Here is a 20,292-nt window from a genome sequence, read left to right on the forward strand (position 1 = left end):
TCACTGTGTTAGGGTAAAAAGCTCTTTTATTTTGCTAAGGACAGCCCATAACGCGTTAATTAAACCAGAGGAAACAGCAAATTGCATGGCAATTAAACTCGAAGTAAAGAACCTGTATAAGATATTTGGCGAACACCCGGAACGCGCATTCAAACTGCTGGATAAAGGTCTGACAAAAGATCGGCTGTTTGAAAAAACCGGCTTATCGCTCGGCGTAAAAGACGCCACTCTGGCCATTGAAGAAGGCGAGATATTTGTCATCATGGGGCTCTCCGGTTCCGGCAAGTCCACCCTGGTACGCCTTCTCAATCGTCTGATAGAACCCACCCGCGGCCAGGTGCTGATCGACGGTGAGGACATCGCCAAAATATCCGACGCCGCGCTGCGCACCGTGCGGCGAAATAAGATCAGCATGGTATTTCAGTCATTCGCGCTGATGCCGCACATGAATGTCCTGAATAATACCGCATTCGGTATGGAATTAGCCGGCATACCGCTGCAGGAGCGCCAGGAAAAAGCGCTGGATGCCCTGCGCCAGGTCGGGCTGGAGAATTATGCGCTGTCTTATCCGGATGAATTATCCGGCGGCATGCGCCAGCGCGTGGGATTAGCCCGCGCCCTGGCCAATAACCCGGATATATTATTGATGGACGAGGCCTTCTCGGCGCTCGATCCGTTAATTCGTACCGAAATGCAGGATGAGCTGGTGAAATTACAGGCCCAGCATCAGCGCACCATCGTGTTTATTTCCCACGATCTGGACGAAGCGATGCGCATCGGCGATCGCATCGCCATCATGCAGGGCGGTGAGGTGATCCAGGTCGGCACGCCGGACGAGATCCTGAACAACCCGGCCAACGACTATGTGCGCACCTTCTTCCGCGGCGTGGACATCAGTCACGTATTCAGCGCCAAGGATATCGCCCAACGGCGCCCGGTGACGCTGATCCGCAAAACCCCCGGCTTTGGCCCCCGATCGGCGCTGCAGCTGCTGCGCGATGAGGACCGTGATTATGGTTATGTTGTTGAACGCGGAAAGAAATTTATCGGCGTAGTGTCGATAGAGTCGCTGAAAAAGGCGCTGTCCGCCAATCAAACGCTGGACGATGCCCTGCTCGAGGCCCCTGCCGCCGTGCCGGCCGACACGCCGCTCAGCGATCTGATTTCCCTGGTCGCCCAGGCGCCGTGCGCGGTGCCGGTAGTGTGCGAAGAACATAACTATCTCGGCATCATCTCCAAGGCCATGCTGCTGCAGGCGTTGGACAAGGAGGGCTCCGCCAATGAGTGATACTACGCAAACCCAAGATCCCTGGGCTACCGCACCGGCCGATACCGGCGCCGCACCCGCAAACGATGCCGCCGCCAACGCCGGCGACGCCTGGTCCAGCGCGCCGCCGCCGGCCGCCCATGACGCCGCCGCGTCAGGCGCCGATTGGCTCAGCAGCGCCCCGGCGCAGCCGGAACACTTCAGCCTGCTCGATCCGTTCCACAAGGCCTGGGTGCCGTTCGATACCTGGGTCACGCAGGGCATCGACTGGCTGGTGCTGCACTTCCGCCCGCTGTTCCAGGGCATCCGCGTGCCGGTCGACATGATCCTGAGCGGCTTCCAGCAATTGCTGCTGGGCATGCCGGCGCCGATCGCCATTCTGGTGTTCTCGCTGCTCGCCTGGCAGGTCTCGGGCCTCGGCATGGGCGCTGCGACGCTGCTCTCCCTGGTCGCCATCGGCGCCATCGGCGCCTGGTCGCAGGCGATGGTCACGCTGGCGCTGGTGCTGACCGCGCTGTTCTTCTGCATTCTTATCGGCCTGCCGCTCGGCATCTGGCTGGCGCGCAGCAAGCACGCCGCCAAGGTGATAAGACCGCTGCTCGACGCGATGCAGACCACCCCGGCCTTCGTCTATCTGGTGCCAATCGTCATGTTGTTCGGCATCGGCAACGTGCCGGGCGTGGTGGTCACCATCATCTTCGCGCTGCCGCCAATCGTGCGCCTGACCATTCTGGGCATCAAGCAGGTGCCGGAGGATCTGATCGAGGCCGCCGAATCCTTCGGCGCCAGCCCGCGTCAGCTGCTGTTCAAGGTGCAGCTGCCGCTGGCGATGCCGACCATCATGGCCGGCGTGAACCAGACGCTGATGTTGGCGCTGTCGATGGTCGTCATTGCCTCGATGATCGCCGTCGGCGGGCTGGGGCAGATGGTACTGCGCGGCATCGGCCGGCTGGACATGGGCCTGGCCGCCGTCGGCGGGGTCGGCATCGTGATCCTGGCGATCATTCTCGATCGCCTCACCCAATCGCTGGGGCGCGATCGCCGCAGCAAAGGCATCGGCCGCTGGTATCGCCGCGGCCCCATCGGGCTGCTGACTCGCCCGTTCATCAAACAAGCCTGACGCTTTTCCCGCCGGCGGCTGCGGCCCCGGCGGGCTATGACACACCACATCGAAAAAAGGGGAAACACTATGCGCACTACGGGCATCTGGGCTCTCGCCCTGACGACGCTGATTGGCTCACAGAGCGTGAGCGCGGCAGATTTACCCGGCAAGGGGATCGCGGTACAGCCGGTGCAAAGCACCATTTCCGAAGAGACGTTCCAGACGCTGCTGGTCAGCAAGGCGCTGGAAAAACTGGGTTACGACGTGAAAGAACCGCGTGAAGTGGATTACAACGTCGCCTACACCTCGATCGCCTCCGGCGACGCGACCTTTATCGCGGTCAACTGGGATCCGCTGCACGCCGATCAGTACAAGGCCGCCGGCGGCGACGCCAAGTTCTACCGCGAAGGCGTCTACGTCAACGGCGCCGCGCAGGGCTACCTGATCGACAAGAAGACCGCCGAGCAATATCACATCACCAACGTCGAGCAGCTCAAGGATCCCAAGATCGCCAAGCTGTTCGACACCAACGGCGACGGCAAGGCCGATCTGACCGGCTGCACGCCGGGCTGGGGCTGTGAAGCGGTGATCAACCACCACATCAAGGCCTACGGCCTGAGCAACACCGTCGAGCACAACCAGGGCAACTACGCGGCGATGATCGCCGACACCATCACCCGCTACAAAGAGGGCAAACCGGTGCTGTATTACACCTGGACGCCGTACTGGGTCAGCGATGTGATGGTGCCGGGGCGCGACGTGGTCTGGCTGCAGGTGCCGTTCTCCTCCCTGCCGGGCGAGCAGAAGAACGTCGACACCAAGCTGCCTAACGGCGCCAACTACGGCTTCCCGGTCAACACCATGCGCATCGCCGCCAACAAGCAGTGGGCCGAAGCCAATCCGGCGGCCGCCAAGCTGTTCGCCATCATGAAGCTGCCGATCGCCGACATCAACGCGCAAAACCTGCGCATGCATGAAGGCCAGGCTTCGGAAGCCGACATCCAGAACCACGTCAACGGCTGGATCAAAGCGCACCAGGCCACCTTCGACGGCTGGGTGAAAACCGCCGCCGAAGCGGCGAAGCCGTAACCGCTCGGGGGCGCCGCATCCGCCGCCCCCTACCCCGCCATATCAATGCCGCTGAACTGTAAAAAACGTGCGCCGGCGTTTGACAAGGGCTGCGGCCAGATGCAATACACCTGGCGTCGCGGCCCGTCTTCAATCGGAATCGACACCAGCGCGCTTAAGCGTTGCGCGGTCGAGATCGGTACGATGCCCGCCGCCAATCCGCGCCGCACCAGATTCTCCAACCATTCGATATGATCGATTTCAAAACTGACGTGGCGGCGGATGCCCGCCGCCTGGAAGGCGCGATCGGTTTGGCGCCGCGCGCCGGTGCCGCTGTAGAAATCCACCAGCGGCACTTCCGCCAGTACCTGCAGATTCACCCGCTCGCGGTTGGCCAGCGGATGCTGCGGCGCCACCAACGCCACCAGCGGCTCATCGGTCAACTGCCGGTGCGACATCGGCAGCAAATCGACGTCGCCGGGCCAGATGCCGACGAACGCCATATCGCACTTCTGCTGACGCACGTCCTCCAGCAGGGCTTCGCTCATGCCGACGTACAGGCGGATGTTCACCGCCGGATAGTGGCGATGAAACTTGTCGAGCTTTTCGGTCAGATCAATCGCGTTTATGGTTGAAATGGTGCCGATGGTCAAGGTGCCGGACACCGCATCCCCGGCGGCGGTCACCTCTTCCACCAGCGCCTGCTGTGCCGCCAGCAGCCGCTGCGCCGAGGGAATGAAAGCCTGGCCGGCGGGGGTCAATCGCACCCGACGCGAGGTGCGCTCAAACAGCGTACAGCCCAGCTCTTCTTCCAGTTTGGCGATCTGGTGGCTGAGCGCCGACTGCACCGTATGGCAGCGCTGCGCCGCCCGGGTGAAGCTCTGTTCCTCCGCCACCGCCAGCGCATAGCGGATCTGTTTCAGGTTCATGGCATCTATCTTGAAATGAGATAAATCAAATGAAAATTATACATTGGTTTCCGCAGACGCATTGCCGGATACTGCGCGCTATCTTCTTCCCGTGATGAAAAAATCATGAACCAACAAAACGTCCACCCGGGCCTCAGCCCGGCGCTGACCGTGCTGATCGCCATCGCTACCGGCCTGGCGGTCGCCAGCAACTATTACGCGCAGCCGCTGCTGGAAACCATCGCCACCGGCTTCAATCTGTCGGTCAACCAGGCCGGCTTTATCGTCACCGCCGCGCAGCTCGGTTACGCCACCGGCCTGCTGCTGCTGGTGCCGCTCGGCGATATGTTCGAGCGCCGCGGGCTGATCGTTTTCATGACGCTGCTGGCCGCCGGGGGCATGCTGATCACCGCCACCTCCGCCACGCTGCCGATGATGATCCTCGGCACCGCGCTCACCGGGCTGTTCTCGGTGGTGGCGCAGATCCTGGTGCCGCTGGCCGCCACGCTGGCTCACCCGGAAAAGCGCGGCAAGACCGTCGGCATCATCATGAGCGGCCTGCTGCTCGGCATCCTGCTGGCGCGCACCGTCGCGGGCGCACTGGCGTCGTTCGGCGGCTGGCGCACCATCTACTGGGTCGCCAGCGTGCTGATGATCCTGATGGCGCTGATCCTGTGGCGCGCGCTGCCGCGCTATAAGCAGCACTCCGGGCTGAACTACCCGCAGCTGCTGGCCTCGATCTTCAGCCTGTTCTGCCGCACGCCGCTGCTGCGTACCCGCGCCATCCTCGGCGCGCTGTCGTTCGCCAACTTCAGCGTGCTCTGGACCTCCATGGCCTTTCTGCTCGCCGCGCCGCCGTTCAACTACTCCGAGGGGGTGATCGGGCTGTTCGGCCTGGTGGGCGCCGCCGGGGCGCTGGCCGCTTCACGCGCCGGGCATCTGGCGGACAAGGGCAAGGCCGGGCTGACTACCACCGTCGGCCTGGTGTTGTTGCTTTTGTCCTGGATACCCATCGCGTTGGCTAAACAATCGCTGTGGGCGCTGATCGCCGGCATCCTGATCCTCGATCTGGCGGTGCAGGCAGTACACGTCACCAACCAGAGCGTGATGTACCGCATCATGCCGGACGCGCGCAACCGCCTGACCGCCGGCTACATGACCAGCTACTTTATCGGCGGGGCCCTCGGTTCACTGCTCTCCGCCTCGGCGTATCAGCATGCCGGCTGGTACGGCGTGGCCGCCGCCGGCGGGGTGTTGTGCCTGCTCAACCTGCTGACCTGGTGGCTCGGCAAGCACCACGATCCGCAGGGGCCGGCGACAATCTGATTATCTTGCAAATAGTAACTTAAGAAATTTATTAGCGGTGCAGGGTATAAACATTACTTACTCTCTGGTAATGTTCTGGCCATAAACTATTGAAGTCCTATCTACCCTGCGACCCACAACCATGCAAAGCCAAGCTGCAGACAGCCTCAATCCGCCCGCCGTCAGCGCCACCTTCGCCAACGGCGTCGTCGACAGTTTGCCGATCGTCATCGGGTATGTCCCGGTGGCGTTCGCCTTCGGCCTCAGCGCCGTCAAACTGGGCTTTTCCCCGCTGGAAAGCATTTTCTTCTCCTGCATCATCTACGCCGGCGCCAGCCAGTTCGTGATCACCGCCCTGCTGAGCGCCGGAATGTCGCTGTGGGTCTCCGCGTTGACGGTGATGGCGATGGACGTGCGCCACCTGCTGTACGGCCCGGCGCTGCGTCACCGCATCGTCTCGCGCATGTCGCCCGGCAAAACGGCGATGTGGGCCTTTGGCCTGACCGATGAAGTTTTCGCCGCCGCGACCGCCAGGCTGATGCGCAATAACCGCAGCTGGAGCGAAAACTGGATGCTGGGCATCGCGCTCTGTTCCTGGCTCTCCTGGGTGGCCGGCACCGCGCTCGGCGCGCTGTTCGGCAACGGCCCGCTGGAGCAGTTCCCGGTGATCGAAGCCTCGCTGGCCTTCATGCTGCCGGCGCTGTTTCTCAGCTTCCTGCTGGCCGCCTTCCGCCGCCCGCAGAGCCTGACTATCGCCGCCGCGCTGGCCGGCGCGCTGCTCGGCGTGGTGCTGTTCTCCATTCCGGTCGCCATTTTGGCCGGCATCGGCGCCGGCTGCGTCGCCGCCCTGTTCCAACCCGCCCCTGCGGAGGCCGCCCATGAACACTGATGTGCTGGCGATCGGCCTGGTGGTGGGCTGCGCCAATTACCTGTTCCGTTATCTGCCGCTGCGGCTGGCGCCGGCGCGCGCCCAGCCCGGCCTCAAACGCGGTAAAGCTGCCCTGTTGCTCGACAGCATCGGCATCGCCTCGATCTGCGCCCTGCTGGTGGTCTCCAGCACGCCGGTGGTGATGCGCGAACCGGACAAGCTGCTGCCGACGTTGGTGGGGTTCGCCGCGCTGGCGCTGTGCTTCTACCGCAGCAAAAGCATCATTCTGTCGACGCTGCTCGGCGCGACGGCCTTTGGCGTCACATTAAAGCTGTTAATGCTTTTCGGTCCGGGCTGACGCCGCTCCGATCGTTTGGCTTCACTTTGGCGTTTTCAGGCGCCACATCTTTACAAACACTGACAAATGACACGAATTGCTAAATTATCCGCACGGCTGAACATTTACATTATTAGTCACCGTCGTTACTATCTCGAACGAAATTAATGAGGCCCTAAATTATGGAAAGCTCGTTTGCCCCCATAGAACAAATGCTGAATTTCCGCGCCACGCGGCAGAAAGATTTCCCTTATCAGGAAATCCTGCTGACCCGCCTGTGCATGCACATGCAAGGCAAGCTGCTGGAAAACCGCAATAAGATGCTCAAGGCGCAGGGGATTAACGAAACACTGTTTATGGCGCTGATTACCCTGGATGCGCAGGAGAGCCACAGCATCCAACCTTCTGAGCTAAGCTCTGCCTTGGGCTCCTCGCGCACCAATGCGACCCGCATCGCCGACGAGCTGGAGAAACGCGGCTGGATCGAGCGCCGGGAAAGCGACAACGATCGCCGCTGCCTGCATCTGCATCTGACGCCGCAGGGGGAAGAGTTTCTCAGTCAACTGCTGCCACCGCAGCACCAATGTCTGCATTTCCTGTGGTCCACGCTGACCGACGATGAGCAAAAACAGCTGGAACAGCTGACGCGCAAATTGCTGGCACGTCTGGATCAAATGGAAATCACAGAACAGTTACCCTAATTCACAATTTCTGTTCAGGTACCTATTATGCGATCCCCATTTAACTGGAGATTCACCCCGCTGTTCGCCGTGTTGCTGCTGGCCGGGTGTGCTTCGACCGATAATATTGCCCCGCAATCCACGCTGATGGATCCGCAGAGCCTGCAGTTGGCTCAGCCGAAAGTCAGTTCGCTGGCCGTCAGCCCGCAGTGGTGGCGCGCCCTCAAGGATCCGCAGTTGGATACCCTGATGACGCAAACGCTGCAAAGCTCGCCGACCCTGCGGCAGGCCGCCGCCCGCGTGCGCGAAGCGCAAAGCGTGGTGGGCGAAGCCAGCGCCGCCAACGGGCCGAACCTGGATCTGAACGCCAGCACCCAGCGCCAGCGCGTGCCGCAAAACGTCAATATGGGGTTGGGGTATCCGCATAAGCCGATCTATTCAAGCTCCAACTCGCTGGGGTTGAACCTGGCGTACGAGTTCGACTGGTGGGGCAAATACCGCAACCAGGTGAACGCCGCCAAGGCGCAGGTCAACGCCGCGCGCGCCGAGCAGGAACAGGCGGCGCTGACGCTGACCAGCTCGGTGGCGTCCGCCTACTATCAGCTGCAGAGCAATCTGGCGCTCGAGAAGCTGCTGCAGCAGGAAGTGAACAACAATGAGCGCCTGACCGCGCTGCGCCAACAGCGCTATCAGGCCGGCCTGACCGGCGTCGACGTGCCGCAACAAACCCAGGCGCAGTCCGACGTCGCCAAGCAGCAGATCCTGCAGCTGCAGTCGCAGATCGAGCAGCTCCGGCACCAACTCGCCGCGCTGGCGGGCCAGGGGCCGAACGCCATGCAGCACCTGCGTCAGGTGCCTTTGCCTGCAGACAACCTGATGGCGCCGCAGGGCGAGCTGACGGCGGATCTGCTGGGCAAACGCCCGGACATCGCCGCGCAACGCCAGCTGGTGGAGTCTTACAGCCAGCGCGTCAGCGCCGCGCGTAAAGAGTTTTACCCCAGCCTGACCATTTCAGCCTTCGCCGGCCTGATGACCACCAATACCAGTGGCACCAGCCCGAATCTGTTTGAAGCGGCCAGCCAGGCCTGGAACGTGATGCCGGCGATCTCGCTGCCGATCTTCCACGCCGGCGCCCTGCGCAGCAAGCTGGGCGAGGAATCCGCGCTGTATGACGAAGCGGTGGAATCCTACAACCAAACCATCCTGAATGCGGTACAGGAAACCGCCGACGCCATCACCATCCAGCAGAGCTCTGCACAACAGCAGCTGCAGGCGGCGTCCGCGGCCCAGTCGATGCAACAGGTGTATCAGGTCGCCAACGCCCGTTACCAGGCAGGGATTATCGGGCGCGACGATCTGTTGACCAGCCAGACGCAGCTATTGCAGCAGCAACAGGCGGAGTTGAATGCCAGCAGCAACTTACTGCAGGCGAAGATAGGACTGATCCGTGCGCTGGGCGGTGGCTATCAGGCCCCGGCCGCAGCGGATTCGAAAGCATAATAATATAAGGCTTGGAGAACACCATGAGCGCAAGCGCGGAAACCCAAAACCCGCAGCAGCCGAGCGGCAAAAAGAAGCAGCGCAAATTTTGGCTGCTGTTGCTGACGGTTATTTTCATTGTTATAGGGGTGGCTTATTTAGTGTATTGGTTCCTGGTGCTGCGTCATCACCAGGAAACCGACGACGCCTACGTCTCCGGCAACCAGGTGCAGATCATGGCCCAGGTGTCCGGCAGCGTGAACAGCGTCAATTTCGACAACACCGACTACGTCAAGCAGGGCGACGTGCTGCTGACGCTCGATCCGACCGATGCCGAGCAGGCGTTTGAACGCGCCAAGACCGGCCTGGCCAACAGCGTGCGCCAGACCCACCAGCTGATCATCAACAGCAAGCAATATCAGGCCAACATCGCCCTGCGCAAGACCGATCTGAGCAAGGCCGAGAACGATCTGAAGCGCCGCGTGGTGCTGGGCAGCGTTGACGCCATCGGCCGCGAAGAGCTGCAACACGCTCGCGATGCGGTCGACAGTGCCAAGGCCGCGCTGGAAGTGGCGGTGCAGCAATACAACGCCAATCAGGCGATGGTGCTGAACACCCCGCTGGAACAGCAGCCGGCGATCCAACAGGCCGCCGCGCAAATGCGCGACGCCTGGCTGGCGCTGCAGCGTACCAAAGTGATCAGCCCCATTACCGGCTATGTCTCGCGCCGCAGCGTGCAGGTCGGCGCGCAGATAGCCGCCGGTTCGCCGCTGATGGCGGTGGTGCCGGCCGATCACATTTGGGTTGACGCCAACTTCAAGGAAACCCAGATCGCCAACATGCGCATCGGCCAGCCGGCAACGGTGGTCAGCGATGTCTACGGCGACGACGTGGTGTATCAGGGCAAAGTGGCCGGTATCGACATGGGCACCGGCAGCGCCTTCTCGCTGCTGCCGGCCCAGAACGCGACCGGTAACTGGATCAAAGTGGTGCAACGTCTGCCGGTGCGTATTGAGCTCGACGCCAAGCAGGTGGCCGATCATCCGCTGCGCATCGGTCTTTCTACGCTGGTGACCGTCGACACCGCCAACCTGGACGGCCGCGTGCTGGCCGACGTGGTGCGCGACAAACCGCTGTACCAGAGCGACGCGCTGGCCTTGAACCTGGCGCCGGTTAATCAGCTGATCGCCGACGTGATCCATGCGAACGCCGGCTAAGCGCGCGGGAGGCCATCTTGCCACAGAAACCGCTTGAAGGCGCCCAGCTCGCCTGGATGACGGTCGCGCTCGCCATGGCGACCTTCATGCAGGTGCTGGACTCCACCATCGCCAACGTGGCGATCCCCACCATTGCCGGTAACCTCGGGTCTTCCAACTCGCAGGGCACCTGGGTGATCACCTCGTTCGGCGTGGCGAACGCCATCTCGATCCCGATCACCGGCTGGCTGGCGAAGCGCATCGGCGAAGTGCGGCTGTTCCTCTGGTCCACCGCGCTGTTCGTCCTCGCCTCCTGGCTGTGCGGCATCTCCAACAGCCTCGGCATGCTGATCTTCTTCCGCGTGATCCAGGGCGTGGTGGCCGGGCCGCTGATCCCGCTGTCGCAGAGCCTGTTGCTGAACAACTACCCGCCCGCCAAGCGGGCGATGGCCCTGGCGCTTTGGTCGATGACCGTTATCGTCGCGCCGATCTTCGGGCCGATCCTCGGCGGTTACATCAGCGACAACTACCATTGGGGCTGGATCTTCTTCATCAACATCCCGATCGGCGCCTTCGTGATCGTGGCGGCGATGGCGACGCTGAAGGGGCGAGAAACCAAAACCGAGATCAAACCGATCGACACCGTCGGCCTGGTGCTGCTGATCGTCGGCATCGGTTCGCTGCAGGTGATGCTCGATCAGGGCAAGGAGCTGGACTGGTTCAACTCGACCGAGATCATCACCCTCACCGTCGTAGCGGTGGTGGCGCTGCTGTTCCTGGTGGTGTGGGAGCTGACGGACGACCATCCGGTGGTGGATCTGTCGCTGTTCAAGTCGCGCAACTTCACCATCGGCTGCCTGTGCATCAGCCTGGCCTACATGCTGTACTTCGGCGCCATCGTGCTGTTGCCGCAGCTGCTGCAAGAGGTGTACGGCTATACCGCCACCTGGGCCGGGCTGGCGTCGGCGCCGGTCGGGCTGATTCCGGTGCTGCTGTCGCCGATCATCGGCAAGTTCGGCAACCGGCTCGATATGCGCCGGCTGGTCACCTTCAGCTTCATCATGTATGCCGTGTGCTTCTACTGGCGCGCCTATACGTTTGAACCGGGCATGGACTTCGGCGCGTCCGCCTGGCCGCAGTTCGTTCAGGGCTTCGCCATCGCCTGCTTCTTCATGCCGTTGACCACCATCACGTTGTCCGGCCTGCCGCCGGAACGCATGGCGGCGGCGTCGAGCCTGTCGAACTTCACGCGGACTCTGGCGGGTTCGATCGGCACCTCGATCACCACCACCCTGTGGACGCAGCGCGAATCGCAGCACCATTCGCAGCTGACGGAGTTCGTCAATCCGTACAGCCCGCAGTCGCAGGAGATGTACCGGCAGCTGGAGCAGCTCGGCATGAGCAAGCAGCAGGCGTCAGCCTACATCGCCAACGAGATCACCGCTCAAGGCCTGATCATCTCCGCCAACGAGATCTTCTGGCTGTCGGCCGGGGTGTTCCTGGTGCTGCTGGCGCTGGTGTGGGTGGCGAAACCGCCGTTCAGCTCCGGCGGCGGTGGGGGCGGCGGCGCTCACTAAGCTTCAATAAACGAAACGGGCGCCCTGGGGCGCCCGTTTTTTTATCCGACGTAGAAAAGATTACGCCTGATTCTGACGCCACCAGTCCGCCAGCAGAATGCCGGTCGCCACGGAAACGTTCAGGCTTTCCACTTTACCGGTGCCGCCGATCGAGACGCTCATGTCGCCCTGCTGCCAGGCGCTGTCGCTCAGACCGTCACGTTCCTGGCCCAGCACCAGCACCATCTTGGCCGGCAGCTTGGCCTGCGCCAGCGCGGTGCCTTTATGGCTGGAGGTGGTAACGATGGTGTAACCCGCCTTGCGGAAGGTATCCAGCACCGACAGGAAATCGTCGGCGTTGATCGCCTTGATGTGCTCAGCGCCGCCTTCTGCGGTACGCACCGCCGCGCCGGACTCCAGCAGCGCCGGATCCTGCAACAGCACGCCGTTGACGCCGAAGTGGGCGCACGAACGGACGATGGCGCCCAGGTTATGCGGGTTGCCCACTTCTTCCAGCGCCAGCACGCAGTCGGTCGCCGGGGCGGTTTTCAGGTAGGTCTGCGCGTCCAGCCCCTGACGTTTTTTGATCAGGAAGCACACGCCGCCGTGGTGCTCGGTGCCGGAAGCCTTGGCCAGCTCTTCCTCATCCACTACGTGGTAAGCCTTGCGGTTGGCCGCCATCCAGCGCAGCGCTTCGCGGAAGCGCGGGGTGACCGACTGCACGAACCAGGCGCGAACGATCGCTTCCGGGCGGCTGGCGAACAGCGCCTGACAGGCGTTTTCACCGTAAACGCGGGTTTCTTCCGCGCGCTGGCGGCGCAGCTGCTCAGGATCGATAAAGCTTTTGCCGCTGATGCCGCCGTGATCGAACGCCGGCTCTTCATTCGGCGCGCGCGAAACGGTTCTCCACGGCGACTCGTTGCCACCGCGATCTTCAGTGCGCGCCGGACGGCGAGGACGATCGCTTTCACTGCGGCGGGAGTCGGCACCGCGGCGATCGTTGCCGCCGCGCGCCTTGTCTTGACCGGTGCGGCCCGAGCGCGCACCGTCAGCCGGACGGCCTTTGCCGGCCGGACGTTTATTCTTGTTGCGGTCGTCGCCATTGTCGTCGTCACTGCGGACGTACATCACTTTGACTTTACCGTTCTTGCCACTAAATGAATCGTTCATTGTCTTCTCCACCAACGCGCAGGGCGCGAAGATTACCTGATGTTGGTGCACGAAGCCACCAACTTGCGCTAAAAGCTCCCAACTATCACATCCATTGAACAAACCTCATTGTTCATGCGCCGGGTTTTGCCGATAATTGTCAGCATTAAAGAAACATCTCCGCAACCGCGTTGCGGGGACCATGCTTTCTCTGTACCCGAGGTCAACATGAATACAGTTTGTGCAGCTTGCAATGCCACCAACCGCGTGCCGGAAGAACGTCTGGCGGACAACGCGAAATGCGGCCGCTGCGGCCATGAGCTCTTCGACGGTGAAGTGATCAATGCCACCGCCGCCACGCTGGACCAGTTGCTGCAGGACGATCTGCCGGTCGTGGTCGATTTTTGGGCGCCGTGGTGCGGCCCGTGCCGCAGCTTTGCGCCGATCTTTGAAGACGTGGCCGAAGAGCGCGCCGGCAAAGTGCGCTTCGTGAAAGTGAACACCGAAGCCGAGCCGGAGCTGAGCGCCCGTTTCCGCATCCGCAGCATCCCGACCATCATGGTGTTCCGTCAGGGCAAAATGGTCGATATGCTCAACGGCGCGATGCCGAAAGCGCCGTTTGACAACTGGCTCAACGAGTTAGTGTGATTCGGCAAGTATAGGCCGTATCCCGCCATCGCGCGCGAACGTGCCGCGATCGAGCCCGCCCCTCCCGGCGGGCTTTTTTCTGCGTTACAATGGCGGTTTTTCCCCAGGATCGTTATGACCGACAACGCCGTACTTCGCCTGCGCCAATTCCGTTTAGACCGCGCCACCCGCCCTTTTCTGGCGCGCGGTTGCCGGGTGGCGCGTTGTCAGGGTTGCCTGCTACCGCATAAAAACTGCCTGTGCGACACCATTCGCCCGCAGCAGGCCGGCAGCCGTTTCTGCCTGATCATGTTCGGCGCCGAGCCGCTCAAGCCCAGCAACACCGGCCGCCTGATCGCCGATATCCTGCCGGACACCCAGGCGTTTCTCTGGTCACGCACCGAGATCGATCCTGCTCTGCTGGCGGCCATCAACGATCCGGCGCGGCAGCCTTATGTGGTGTTCCCCGCTTCCTACGCCGACGCCGAACGGCCGGTGTTCAGCGAGCTGCCCGCCGGCGGCAAACCGCCGCTGTTCATCATGCTGGACGGCACCTGGGCGGAAGCGCGCAAAATGTTCCGTAAAAGCCCGTACCTCAATCAATTCCCGGTGTTTTCCCTCAACGTCGACGCGGCATCGGACTACCAGCTGCGCGAAGCCAGCCGCGCCGAGCAACACTGCACGGCGGAAGTGGCCGCCGCCCTGCTGCAACAGGCGGGCGATCTGCCGGCCGCCGACGGTTTGAATCAGCATTTCCGCTATTTCCGTCAACAGTATCTGGCGGGAAAACCGACCCGGCCGGAGGCACCGGTCACAGCAATGTAGCCAGAAAGCGCCTAAAATCAGGCGTAACGTTGCCAAAAGGAGCCGTGCATGAGCCAGCGAGGGTTAGAAGCGCTACTACGTCCCAAATCGATCGCCGTGCTGGGCGCGTCGCAGCAGCCCGGCCGCGCCGGCAACCTGATGATGAGCAACCTGCTGGCCGGCGGTTTCGGCGGGCCCATCTTGCCGGTCACGCCGCGCTACAAGGCGGTATGCGGCGTGATGGCCTACGCCGACGTCGCCAGCCTGCCGCTGACGCCGGATCTGGCGATCATCTGCACCCACGCCAAACGCAATCTGGCGCTGATTGAAGCGCTGGGCCAACGCGGCTGCAAAACCGCCATCGTGCTCTCTTCGCCGCCGGAACAGTTTGCCGAGCTGAAGGCCTGCGCACAGCGCTACACCATGCGGCTGTTAGGGCCCAACAGTCTGGGGCTGCTGGCGCCGTGGCAGGGCATCAACGCCAGCTTCTCGCCGGTGCCGATCCAAAAGGGCAAGCTGGCGTTTATCTCGCAGTCCGCCGCCGTGGCCAATACCATTCTCGACTGGGCGCAGCAGCGCGAAGTCGGTTTCTCCTACTTCATCGCGCTGGGCGACAGCCTGGATATCGACGTCGACGACCTGCTCGACTTTTTGGCGCGCGACAGCAAGACCAGCGCCATCCTGCTGTATCTGGAAAACATCAGCGACGCACGGCGCTTTCTCTCCGCCTCGCGCAGCGCCTCACGCAACAAGCCCATTCTGGTGATCAAAAGCGGCCGCAGCCAACAGGCGCAGCTGCTGCTCAACAGCCAGCTGGGGCTGGACGCCGCCTATGACGCCGCCATCCAGCGCGCCGGCCTGCTGCGCGTCCAGGATACCCATGAGCTGTTCTCGGCGGTGGAAACCCTCAGCCATATGCATCCGCTGCGCGGCGAGCGGCTGATGATCGTCAGCAACGGGGCGGCGCCGGCGGCGATGGCGCTGGACGAACTGCTCGGACGCAACGGCAAGCTGGCCACGCTGAGCGATGAGAGCCTGGCAAAATTGAGCGACGCGCTGCCGGAGTTCATCCGCGCCGGCAATCCGCTCGACCTGCGCGATGACGCCACGCCGCAGCGCTTCCTGGCGGCAATCGAAGCGCTGCTCGACAGCCACGACTATGACGCGCTGCTGTTAATCCACGCGCCGAGCGCAGCGGCGCCGGGCACCGCCACGGCGGAACGACTGATCGAGGCGCTGCACCGCCATGCGCGCGGCAAGCGCATCACGCTGCTGACCAACTGGTGCGGCGAATACTCTTCGCAAGAGGCGCGCCGGCTGTTTACCGAGGCCGCCATTCCCACCTACCGCACCCCGGAAGGCGCGGTGACCGCCTTTATGCATATGGTGGAATATCGCCGCAACCAGAAGCAGCTGAAAGAGACGCCGGCGCTGCCGATCGGCCTCACCGCCAACACCGCCGACGCCCACAGGTTGATCCATCAGGCGCTGGCCGAAGGCGCCACCCAGCTGGATACCCACGAGGTGCAATCCATCCTGCAGGCCTATGACCTGAGCACCCTGCCGACCTGGATTGCCGAAGACAGCGCCGAAGCGGTACACATCGCCGAACAGATCGGCTACCCGGTAGCGCTGAAGCTGCGTTCGCCGGATATCCCGCACAAATCGGAAGTTCAGGGCGTCATGCTCTACCTGCGCACCGCGACCGAAGTGCAGCGCGCGGCGGAGGCGATCCTCGACCGCGTAAAGCGTACCTACCCTCAGGCGCGCATTCACGGCCTGCTGGTGCAGAGCATGGCCAACCGTGCCGGCGCCCAGGAGCTGCGCATCGCGGTGGAGCAGGATGCGATTTTCGGCCCGCTGATCATGCTGGGCGAAGGCGGCGTGGAATGGCGCCAGGAAAATCAGGTGGCGGTCGCGCTGCCGCCGCTGAACATGGCGCTGGCGCGTTATCTGGTGCTGCAGGCGGTGAAAGGCGGCAAGATCCGCGGGCGCAGCGCGCTGCGGCCTTTGGATATCCCTGGGCTGAGCCGCCTGCTGGTGCAGGTCTCCAACCTGATCCTCGACTGCCCGGAGATCGCCCGGCTGGATATTCACCCGGTGCTGGCCTCCGGCAGCGAATTCACCCTGCTGGACGTTTCGATGCAGCTCGCGCCGTTCAGCGGCGATCCGCAGGCGCGGCTGGCGATTCGCCCTTATCCGCATGAGCTGGAAGAAACCATCGCGTTGAAAGACGGCAGCCAATGCCTGTTCCGCCCGATCCTGCCGGAAGACGAGCCGGCGCTGAAGCATTTCATTGACCGGGTGACCAAGGAGGACCTCTATTATCGCTACTTCAGCGAGATCAACGAGTTTACCCATGACGATTTGGCCAACATGACGCAGATCGACTACGATCGAGAAATGGCCTTTGTGGCGGTGCGCGCAGACGAGATCATCGGCGTGACCCGCGCGCTGTCCGATCCGGACAACACCGACGCCGAATTCGCCGTGCTGGTGCGTTCCGACCTGAAAGGCCTGGGGCTGGGCCGCCAGCTGCTGGAGAAAATGATCGCCTATGCGCGCGCCCATGGCCTGACCCGCCTGAGCGGCATCACCATGCCGAATAACCGCGGCATGATCGCGTTGGCGCAGCGGCTGGGCTTTGGCATCGAGGTGCAGCTTGAGGACGGCATCGTCAATCTGACGCTGCCGCTGCAGGCCGCCGACGCGCAGTGACCTGCGTCGCAATGCGCTACGAATCCACCACTTAACGCCAAAACATACGCACAATCGAGGCAACTAATGGTATTATCGCCCGATTATTCGGTTTAATGTTTTTATGCCTGTGGCGTTCCGGCCATCAATCATGAGAGAAGAAACGCACTGTGATGTTGTCAAAATTTAAACGTAGCAAACATCAACAACACCTTGCACAACTGCCCAAACTCCCCCAGACGGTTGCTGATGTTCGTACGTTGTACGCGCCGTCCGATTTTCGCACCACGCTGCTGGACGCCATCGCCAACGCTACCCAACGCATCTATCTGGTGGCCTTGTATCTGGAGCATGACGACGCCGGGCGCGAGATCCTCAACGCGCTGTATCAAGCCAAGCAGCGGCGGCCCGAGCTGGAAATCTGCGTGCTGGTCGACTGGCACCGCGCACAGCGCGGCCGCATCGGCGCCGCCGCCGCCAATACCAACGCCGACTGGTACTGCGCCATGGCCGACCAACATCCCGAGCAGTCGGTGCCTATCTACGGCGTGCCGGTCAATACCCGCGAAGCGTTGGGCGTACTGCACCTGAAGGGCTTTGTGGTCGACGATACCGTGATCTACAGCGGCGCCAGCATCAACGACGTTTATCTACATCAGCATGAGAAATACCGTTACGATCGCTACCAGCTGATCTCCAACGAGGTGTTGGCCGATACCCTGATCGATTACATCAAGCAGCATCTGCTCACCGCCGGCGCCGTACAGCGCCTCGATCGCAGCGATCGGCCGAAAAGCCCGGAGATCAAAAACGAGACCCGCCTGTTCCGTTTCGCCCTGCGCCGCGCCGGCTATCACTTCCGCGGCAAGGCCGGTAACGATGAGTTGGCGGTGACGCCGCTGGTTGGGCTTGGCAAGCAAAGCGTGCTGAATAAAACCATTCATCACCTGATGTCGTGCGCCGACCAGAAACTGACGCTATGCACCCCTTATTTCAACCTGCCGGCGCTGCTGGTGCGCAATATCATTTATCTGCTGCGCCAGGGCAAACAGGTGGAGATCATCGTCGGCGACAAGACCGCCAACGACTTCTATATTCCGGAAGACCAGCCGTTCAAAATCATCGGCGCGCTGCCCTACCTGTACGAGATCAACCTGCGCCGTTTTCTGAGCCGCTTGCAGCGCTATATCGACACCGGGCAGCTGATCGTGCGTCTGTGGAAGGATGGCGATAACAGCTATCATCTGAAAGGCATGTGGGTTGACGAAGAGTGGCAGCTGATTACCGGCAATAACCTCAACCCGCGCGCCTGGCGGTTGGATCTGGAAAACGCCATTCTGATCCACGATCCCAAGCAGGAAATGCGCGAGCAACGGCAAACAGAACTGGAGTGCATCCGCACTCACACCACCGTGGTCGGCCATTATCAGGAGCTGCAAAGCATTCAGCAGTACCCGATCAAGGTGCGCAAGCTGATTCGCCGTCTGCGGCGTATCCGCATCGATCGGTTGATTAGCCGTATCCTGTAAGATCTACTCTGACCCCGGCCAAGGCCGGGGTTTTTATTACAGCTGTATTTCCTTGCCTTTGCGATGCAGCCGGAGCGAGACCAGCAACGCCAGCAGGCACATGCCGGAAACATACCAGAAGAAGGCATTTTCCACGCCGAACGATTTAAGCGACAGCGCGACATATTCCGCCGAACCGCCGAACAGGGCATTCGCTACCGCATAAGACAAACCTACCCCTAACGCACGCACCTCCGGCGGGAACATCTCGGCTTTAAGCAGCCCGCTGATCGAGGTGTAAAAGCTGACAACGAACAGCGCCAGTACGATCAGGCCGAACGCCATAAAGGGGTTGCTCACCCCTTTCAGGGCGAACAGGATCGGCACCGTCAACAGGGTGGCCAATGCCGAGAAGATCAGCATCGAGCTGCGACGGCCGATTTTGTCCGAGAACGCGCCTGCCGCCGGCTGCAACAGCATGAAGACGAACAGCGCGGCGGTCATGATGGCACTGGCCAGCTTGGCGTCCATACCGGCGGTGTTCACCAGATATTTCTGCATATAGGTGGTAAAAGTGTAAAAGGTCAGTGAACCGGCGGCGGTAAAGCCCAACACCATCACAAACGCCTTGCGGTTTTTCCATAGCCCCGTCAGCGAACCGGCATCTTGGTGGTTACGTGTTTTCGCATCGGAGGTTTCATTCAGCGAACGGCGCAGGTACAACGCCACCACCGCCAACACCGCCCCCAGGGCAAACGGAATGCGCCATCCCCAGGCCTTCAGCTCTTCGCCGGACAATATCTGCTGCAGGATCACCAATACCAGCAGCGCCAGCAGTTGCCCGCCGATCAGCGTGACATACTGGAACGACGCGTAGAAGCCGCGCCGCCCCTTGATTGCCACCTCGCTCATGTAGGTGGCGCTGGTGCCGTACTCGCCGCCCACAGACAGCCCCTGGAACAATCGCGCGAGCAGCAGCAGCGCCGGCGCCCAGCTGCCGATCGACTCATACGTCGGCAGACAGGCGATCACCAACGATCCGGCGCACATCATGCAGACCGAAAGCAGCATTGAGTTTTTTCGGCCGTGTTTATCGGCAATGTAGCCGAACAGCCAACCGCCGATCGGCCGCATAAAGAAGCCGGCGGCGAACACACCGGCAGTTTGCAGCAGTTGTGTCGTGCTGTTGCCCGCCGGAAAAAATGAGGCGGCAAAGTAGATTGAGCAGAAGGAGTAAACGTAAAAATCAAACCACTCCACCAGATTGCCTGATGAAGCCCCGACGATGGCAAAAATGCGTTTTTTGTTATCCAGCGCCCCCTGTTCGACGCCGCGTTCATCCTCAAGAACCGAGGTTGTTTCTGTCATGGTATTTTCTCCGAGCCATAGCAATGATGGAATTCGGCGTCCTGCCGCTCTGGTTGTTACTTTATTGTTACTTATAAGTTAACAAACAAACTTAATAGCGGACGAAGAATATCTGGCGTTTGGAGGGACAATGCGCGGAATTTGTGATGAATATTAAACCGCACGCTGAAAGCTGAAGCGGATTGCAACGGGGATTTTCCGTTTTCCCCATAGCAAAAAGCCCTGAACATCAGTTCAGGGCTTTTTGCTTTATTTGATGCCTGGCAGTGTCCTACTCTCGCATGGGGAGACCCCACACTACCATCGGCGCTACGGCGTTTCACTTCTGAGTTCGGCATGGGGTCAGGTGGGACCACCGCGCTATTGCCGCCAG

The 20,292-nt window shown here is 61.7% G+C and carries 17 protein-coding genes and 1 rRNA gene; 14 read left to right on the forward strand and 4 right to left on the reverse strand.

The window, feature by feature from the left end; all coding sequences use genetic code 11:
* Window positions 1-85 precede the first annotated feature (85 nt).
* From proV to proX, 3 genes are all read left to right on the forward strand, one after another.
* Window positions 86-1,288 (forward strand): glycine betaine/L-proline ABC transporter ATP-binding protein ProV, encoded by a 1,203-nt coding sequence (gene proV / locus ACK3CV_RS19750; protein ID WP_033635695.1) that lies wholly within the window; start codon window positions 86-88, stop codon window positions 1,286-1,288.
* Complete coding sequence (gene proW, locus ACK3CV_RS19755; RefSeq protein ID WP_063990639.1) at window positions 1,281-2,387, forward strand: glycine betaine/L-proline ABC transporter permease ProW; 1,107 nt, start codon at window positions 1,281-1,283, stop codon at window positions 2,385-2,387. The genes proV and proW overlap by 8 nt, the downstream gene beginning before the upstream one ends.
* A 69-nt stretch (window positions 2,388-2,456) precedes the next feature.
* Entirely contained in the window at window positions 2,457-3,458 is a 1,002-nt protein-coding gene (gene proX / locus ACK3CV_RS19760) for a glycine betaine/L-proline ABC transporter substrate-binding protein ProX (RefSeq protein WP_033635697.1), read from the forward strand.
* Window positions 3,459-3,487: 29 nt separating this feature from the next.
* Here the strand turns inward: proX and ACK3CV_RS19765 are convergent, their stop codons facing one another.
* Window positions 3,488-4,366, reverse strand: a complete 879-nt coding sequence (locus tag ACK3CV_RS19765) for a LysR family transcriptional regulator (RefSeq protein WP_164037857.1) — start codon at window positions 4,364-4,366, stop codon at window positions 3,488-3,490.
* A 105-nt stretch (window positions 4,367-4,471) separates the two neighbouring features.
* Between ACK3CV_RS19765 and ACK3CV_RS19770 the strand changes: the two genes are divergently transcribed.
* The 7 genes from ACK3CV_RS19770 (at window position 4,472) to emrB (ending at window position 11,787) form a co-directional block, all read left to right on the forward strand.
* Entirely contained in the window at window positions 4,472-5,671 is a 1,200-nt protein-coding gene (locus ACK3CV_RS19770) for an MFS transporter (RefSeq protein WP_033635700.1), read from the forward strand.
* A gap of 121 nt (window positions 5,672-5,792) precedes the next feature.
* Entirely contained in the window at window positions 5,793-6,539 is a 747-nt protein-coding gene (locus ACK3CV_RS19775; RefSeq protein ID WP_033635702.1) for an AzlC family ABC transporter permease, read from the forward strand.
* Window positions 6,529-6,876, forward strand: coding sequence for an L-valine transporter subunit YgaH (gene ygaH / locus ACK3CV_RS19780; RefSeq protein ID WP_033649768.1), 348 nt, complete (start codon window positions 6,529-6,531; stop codon window positions 6,874-6,876). The genes ACK3CV_RS19775 and ygaH overlap by 11 nt, the downstream gene beginning before the upstream one ends.
* Before the next feature lie 161 nt (window positions 6,877-7,037).
* Window positions 7,038-7,556 (forward strand): transcriptional repressor MprA, encoded by a 519-nt coding sequence (gene mprA, locus ACK3CV_RS19785; protein WP_004928879.1) that lies wholly within the window; start codon window positions 7,038-7,040, stop codon window positions 7,554-7,556.
* A gap of 27 nt (window positions 7,557-7,583) precedes the next feature.
* Window positions 7,584-9,035: an efflux transporter outer membrane subunit gene (locus ACK3CV_RS19790; RefSeq protein ID WP_033635706.1), complete on the forward strand. Its 1,452-nt coding sequence runs from the start codon at window positions 7,584-7,586 to the stop codon at window positions 9,033-9,035.
* Window positions 9,036-9,058: 23 nt separating this feature from the next.
* Entirely contained in the window at window positions 9,059-10,231 is a 1,173-nt protein-coding gene (gene emrA / locus ACK3CV_RS19795; RefSeq protein ID WP_015378875.1) for a multidrug efflux MFS transporter periplasmic adaptor subunit EmrA, read from the forward strand.
* A 17-nt stretch (window positions 10,232-10,248) separates the two neighbouring features.
* A complete protein-coding gene (emrB, locus tag ACK3CV_RS19800) occupies window positions 10,249-11,787 on the forward strand; it encodes a multidrug efflux MFS transporter permease subunit EmrB (protein WP_049194987.1) in 1,539 nt (512 codons plus the stop codon).
* A gap of 60 nt (window positions 11,788-11,847) precedes the next feature.
* Here emrB and ACK3CV_RS19805 read toward each other — a convergent pair whose 3' ends face one another.
* On the reverse strand, window positions 11,848-12,936 hold the full coding sequence (locus ACK3CV_RS19805; RefSeq protein WP_033635709.1) for a tRNA/rRNA methyltransferase: 1,089 nt from the start codon (window positions 12,934-12,936) through the stop codon (window positions 11,848-11,850).
* A gap of 207 nt (window positions 12,937-13,143) precedes the next feature.
* Here ACK3CV_RS19805 and trxC point away from each other — a divergent pair, with 207 nt between their 5' ends.
* The 4 genes from trxC (at window position 13,144) to pssA (ending at window position 18,572) form a co-directional block, all read left to right on the forward strand.
* Window positions 13,144-13,563 carry a thioredoxin TrxC gene (trxC, locus tag ACK3CV_RS19810; protein WP_004928868.1) on the forward strand — a complete coding sequence of 140 codons (420 nt, stop codon included), beginning with the start codon at window positions 13,144-13,146 and terminating at the stop codon, window positions 13,561-13,563.
* 114 nt (window positions 13,564-13,677) lie between these two features.
* Window positions 13,678-14,367, forward strand: a complete 690-nt coding sequence (locus ACK3CV_RS19815; protein ID WP_033635710.1) for a tRNA-uridine aminocarboxypropyltransferase — start codon at window positions 13,678-13,680, stop codon at window positions 14,365-14,367.
* Between the two features lie 48 nt (window positions 14,368-14,415).
* Window positions 14,416-17,064 (forward strand): bifunctional acetate--CoA ligase family protein/GNAT family N-acetyltransferase, encoded by a 2,649-nt coding sequence (locus ACK3CV_RS19820; RefSeq protein WP_033635711.1) that lies wholly within the window; start codon window positions 14,416-14,418, stop codon window positions 17,062-17,064.
* 152 nt (window positions 17,065-17,216) lie between these two features.
* Window positions 17,217-18,572: a CDP-diacylglycerol--serine O-phosphatidyltransferase gene (gene pssA / locus ACK3CV_RS19825; protein ID WP_033635712.1), complete on the forward strand. Its 1,356-nt coding sequence runs from the start codon at window positions 17,217-17,219 to the stop codon at window positions 18,570-18,572.
* 36 nt (window positions 18,573-18,608) lie between these two features.
* On the opposite strand, the gene ACK3CV_RS19830 is transcribed toward pssA, so the two are convergent.
* On the reverse strand, window positions 18,609-19,919 hold the full coding sequence (locus tag ACK3CV_RS19830; protein ID WP_033635713.1) for an MFS family transporter: 1,311 nt from the start codon (window positions 19,917-19,919) through the stop codon (window positions 18,609-18,611).
* 258 nt (window positions 19,920-20,177) lie between these two features.
* Window positions 20,178-20,292: ribosomal RNA gene (gene rrf, locus ACK3CV_RS19835) — 5S ribosomal RNA — on the reverse strand.

Source organism: Serratia sp. TSO36, assembly GCF_057808395.1.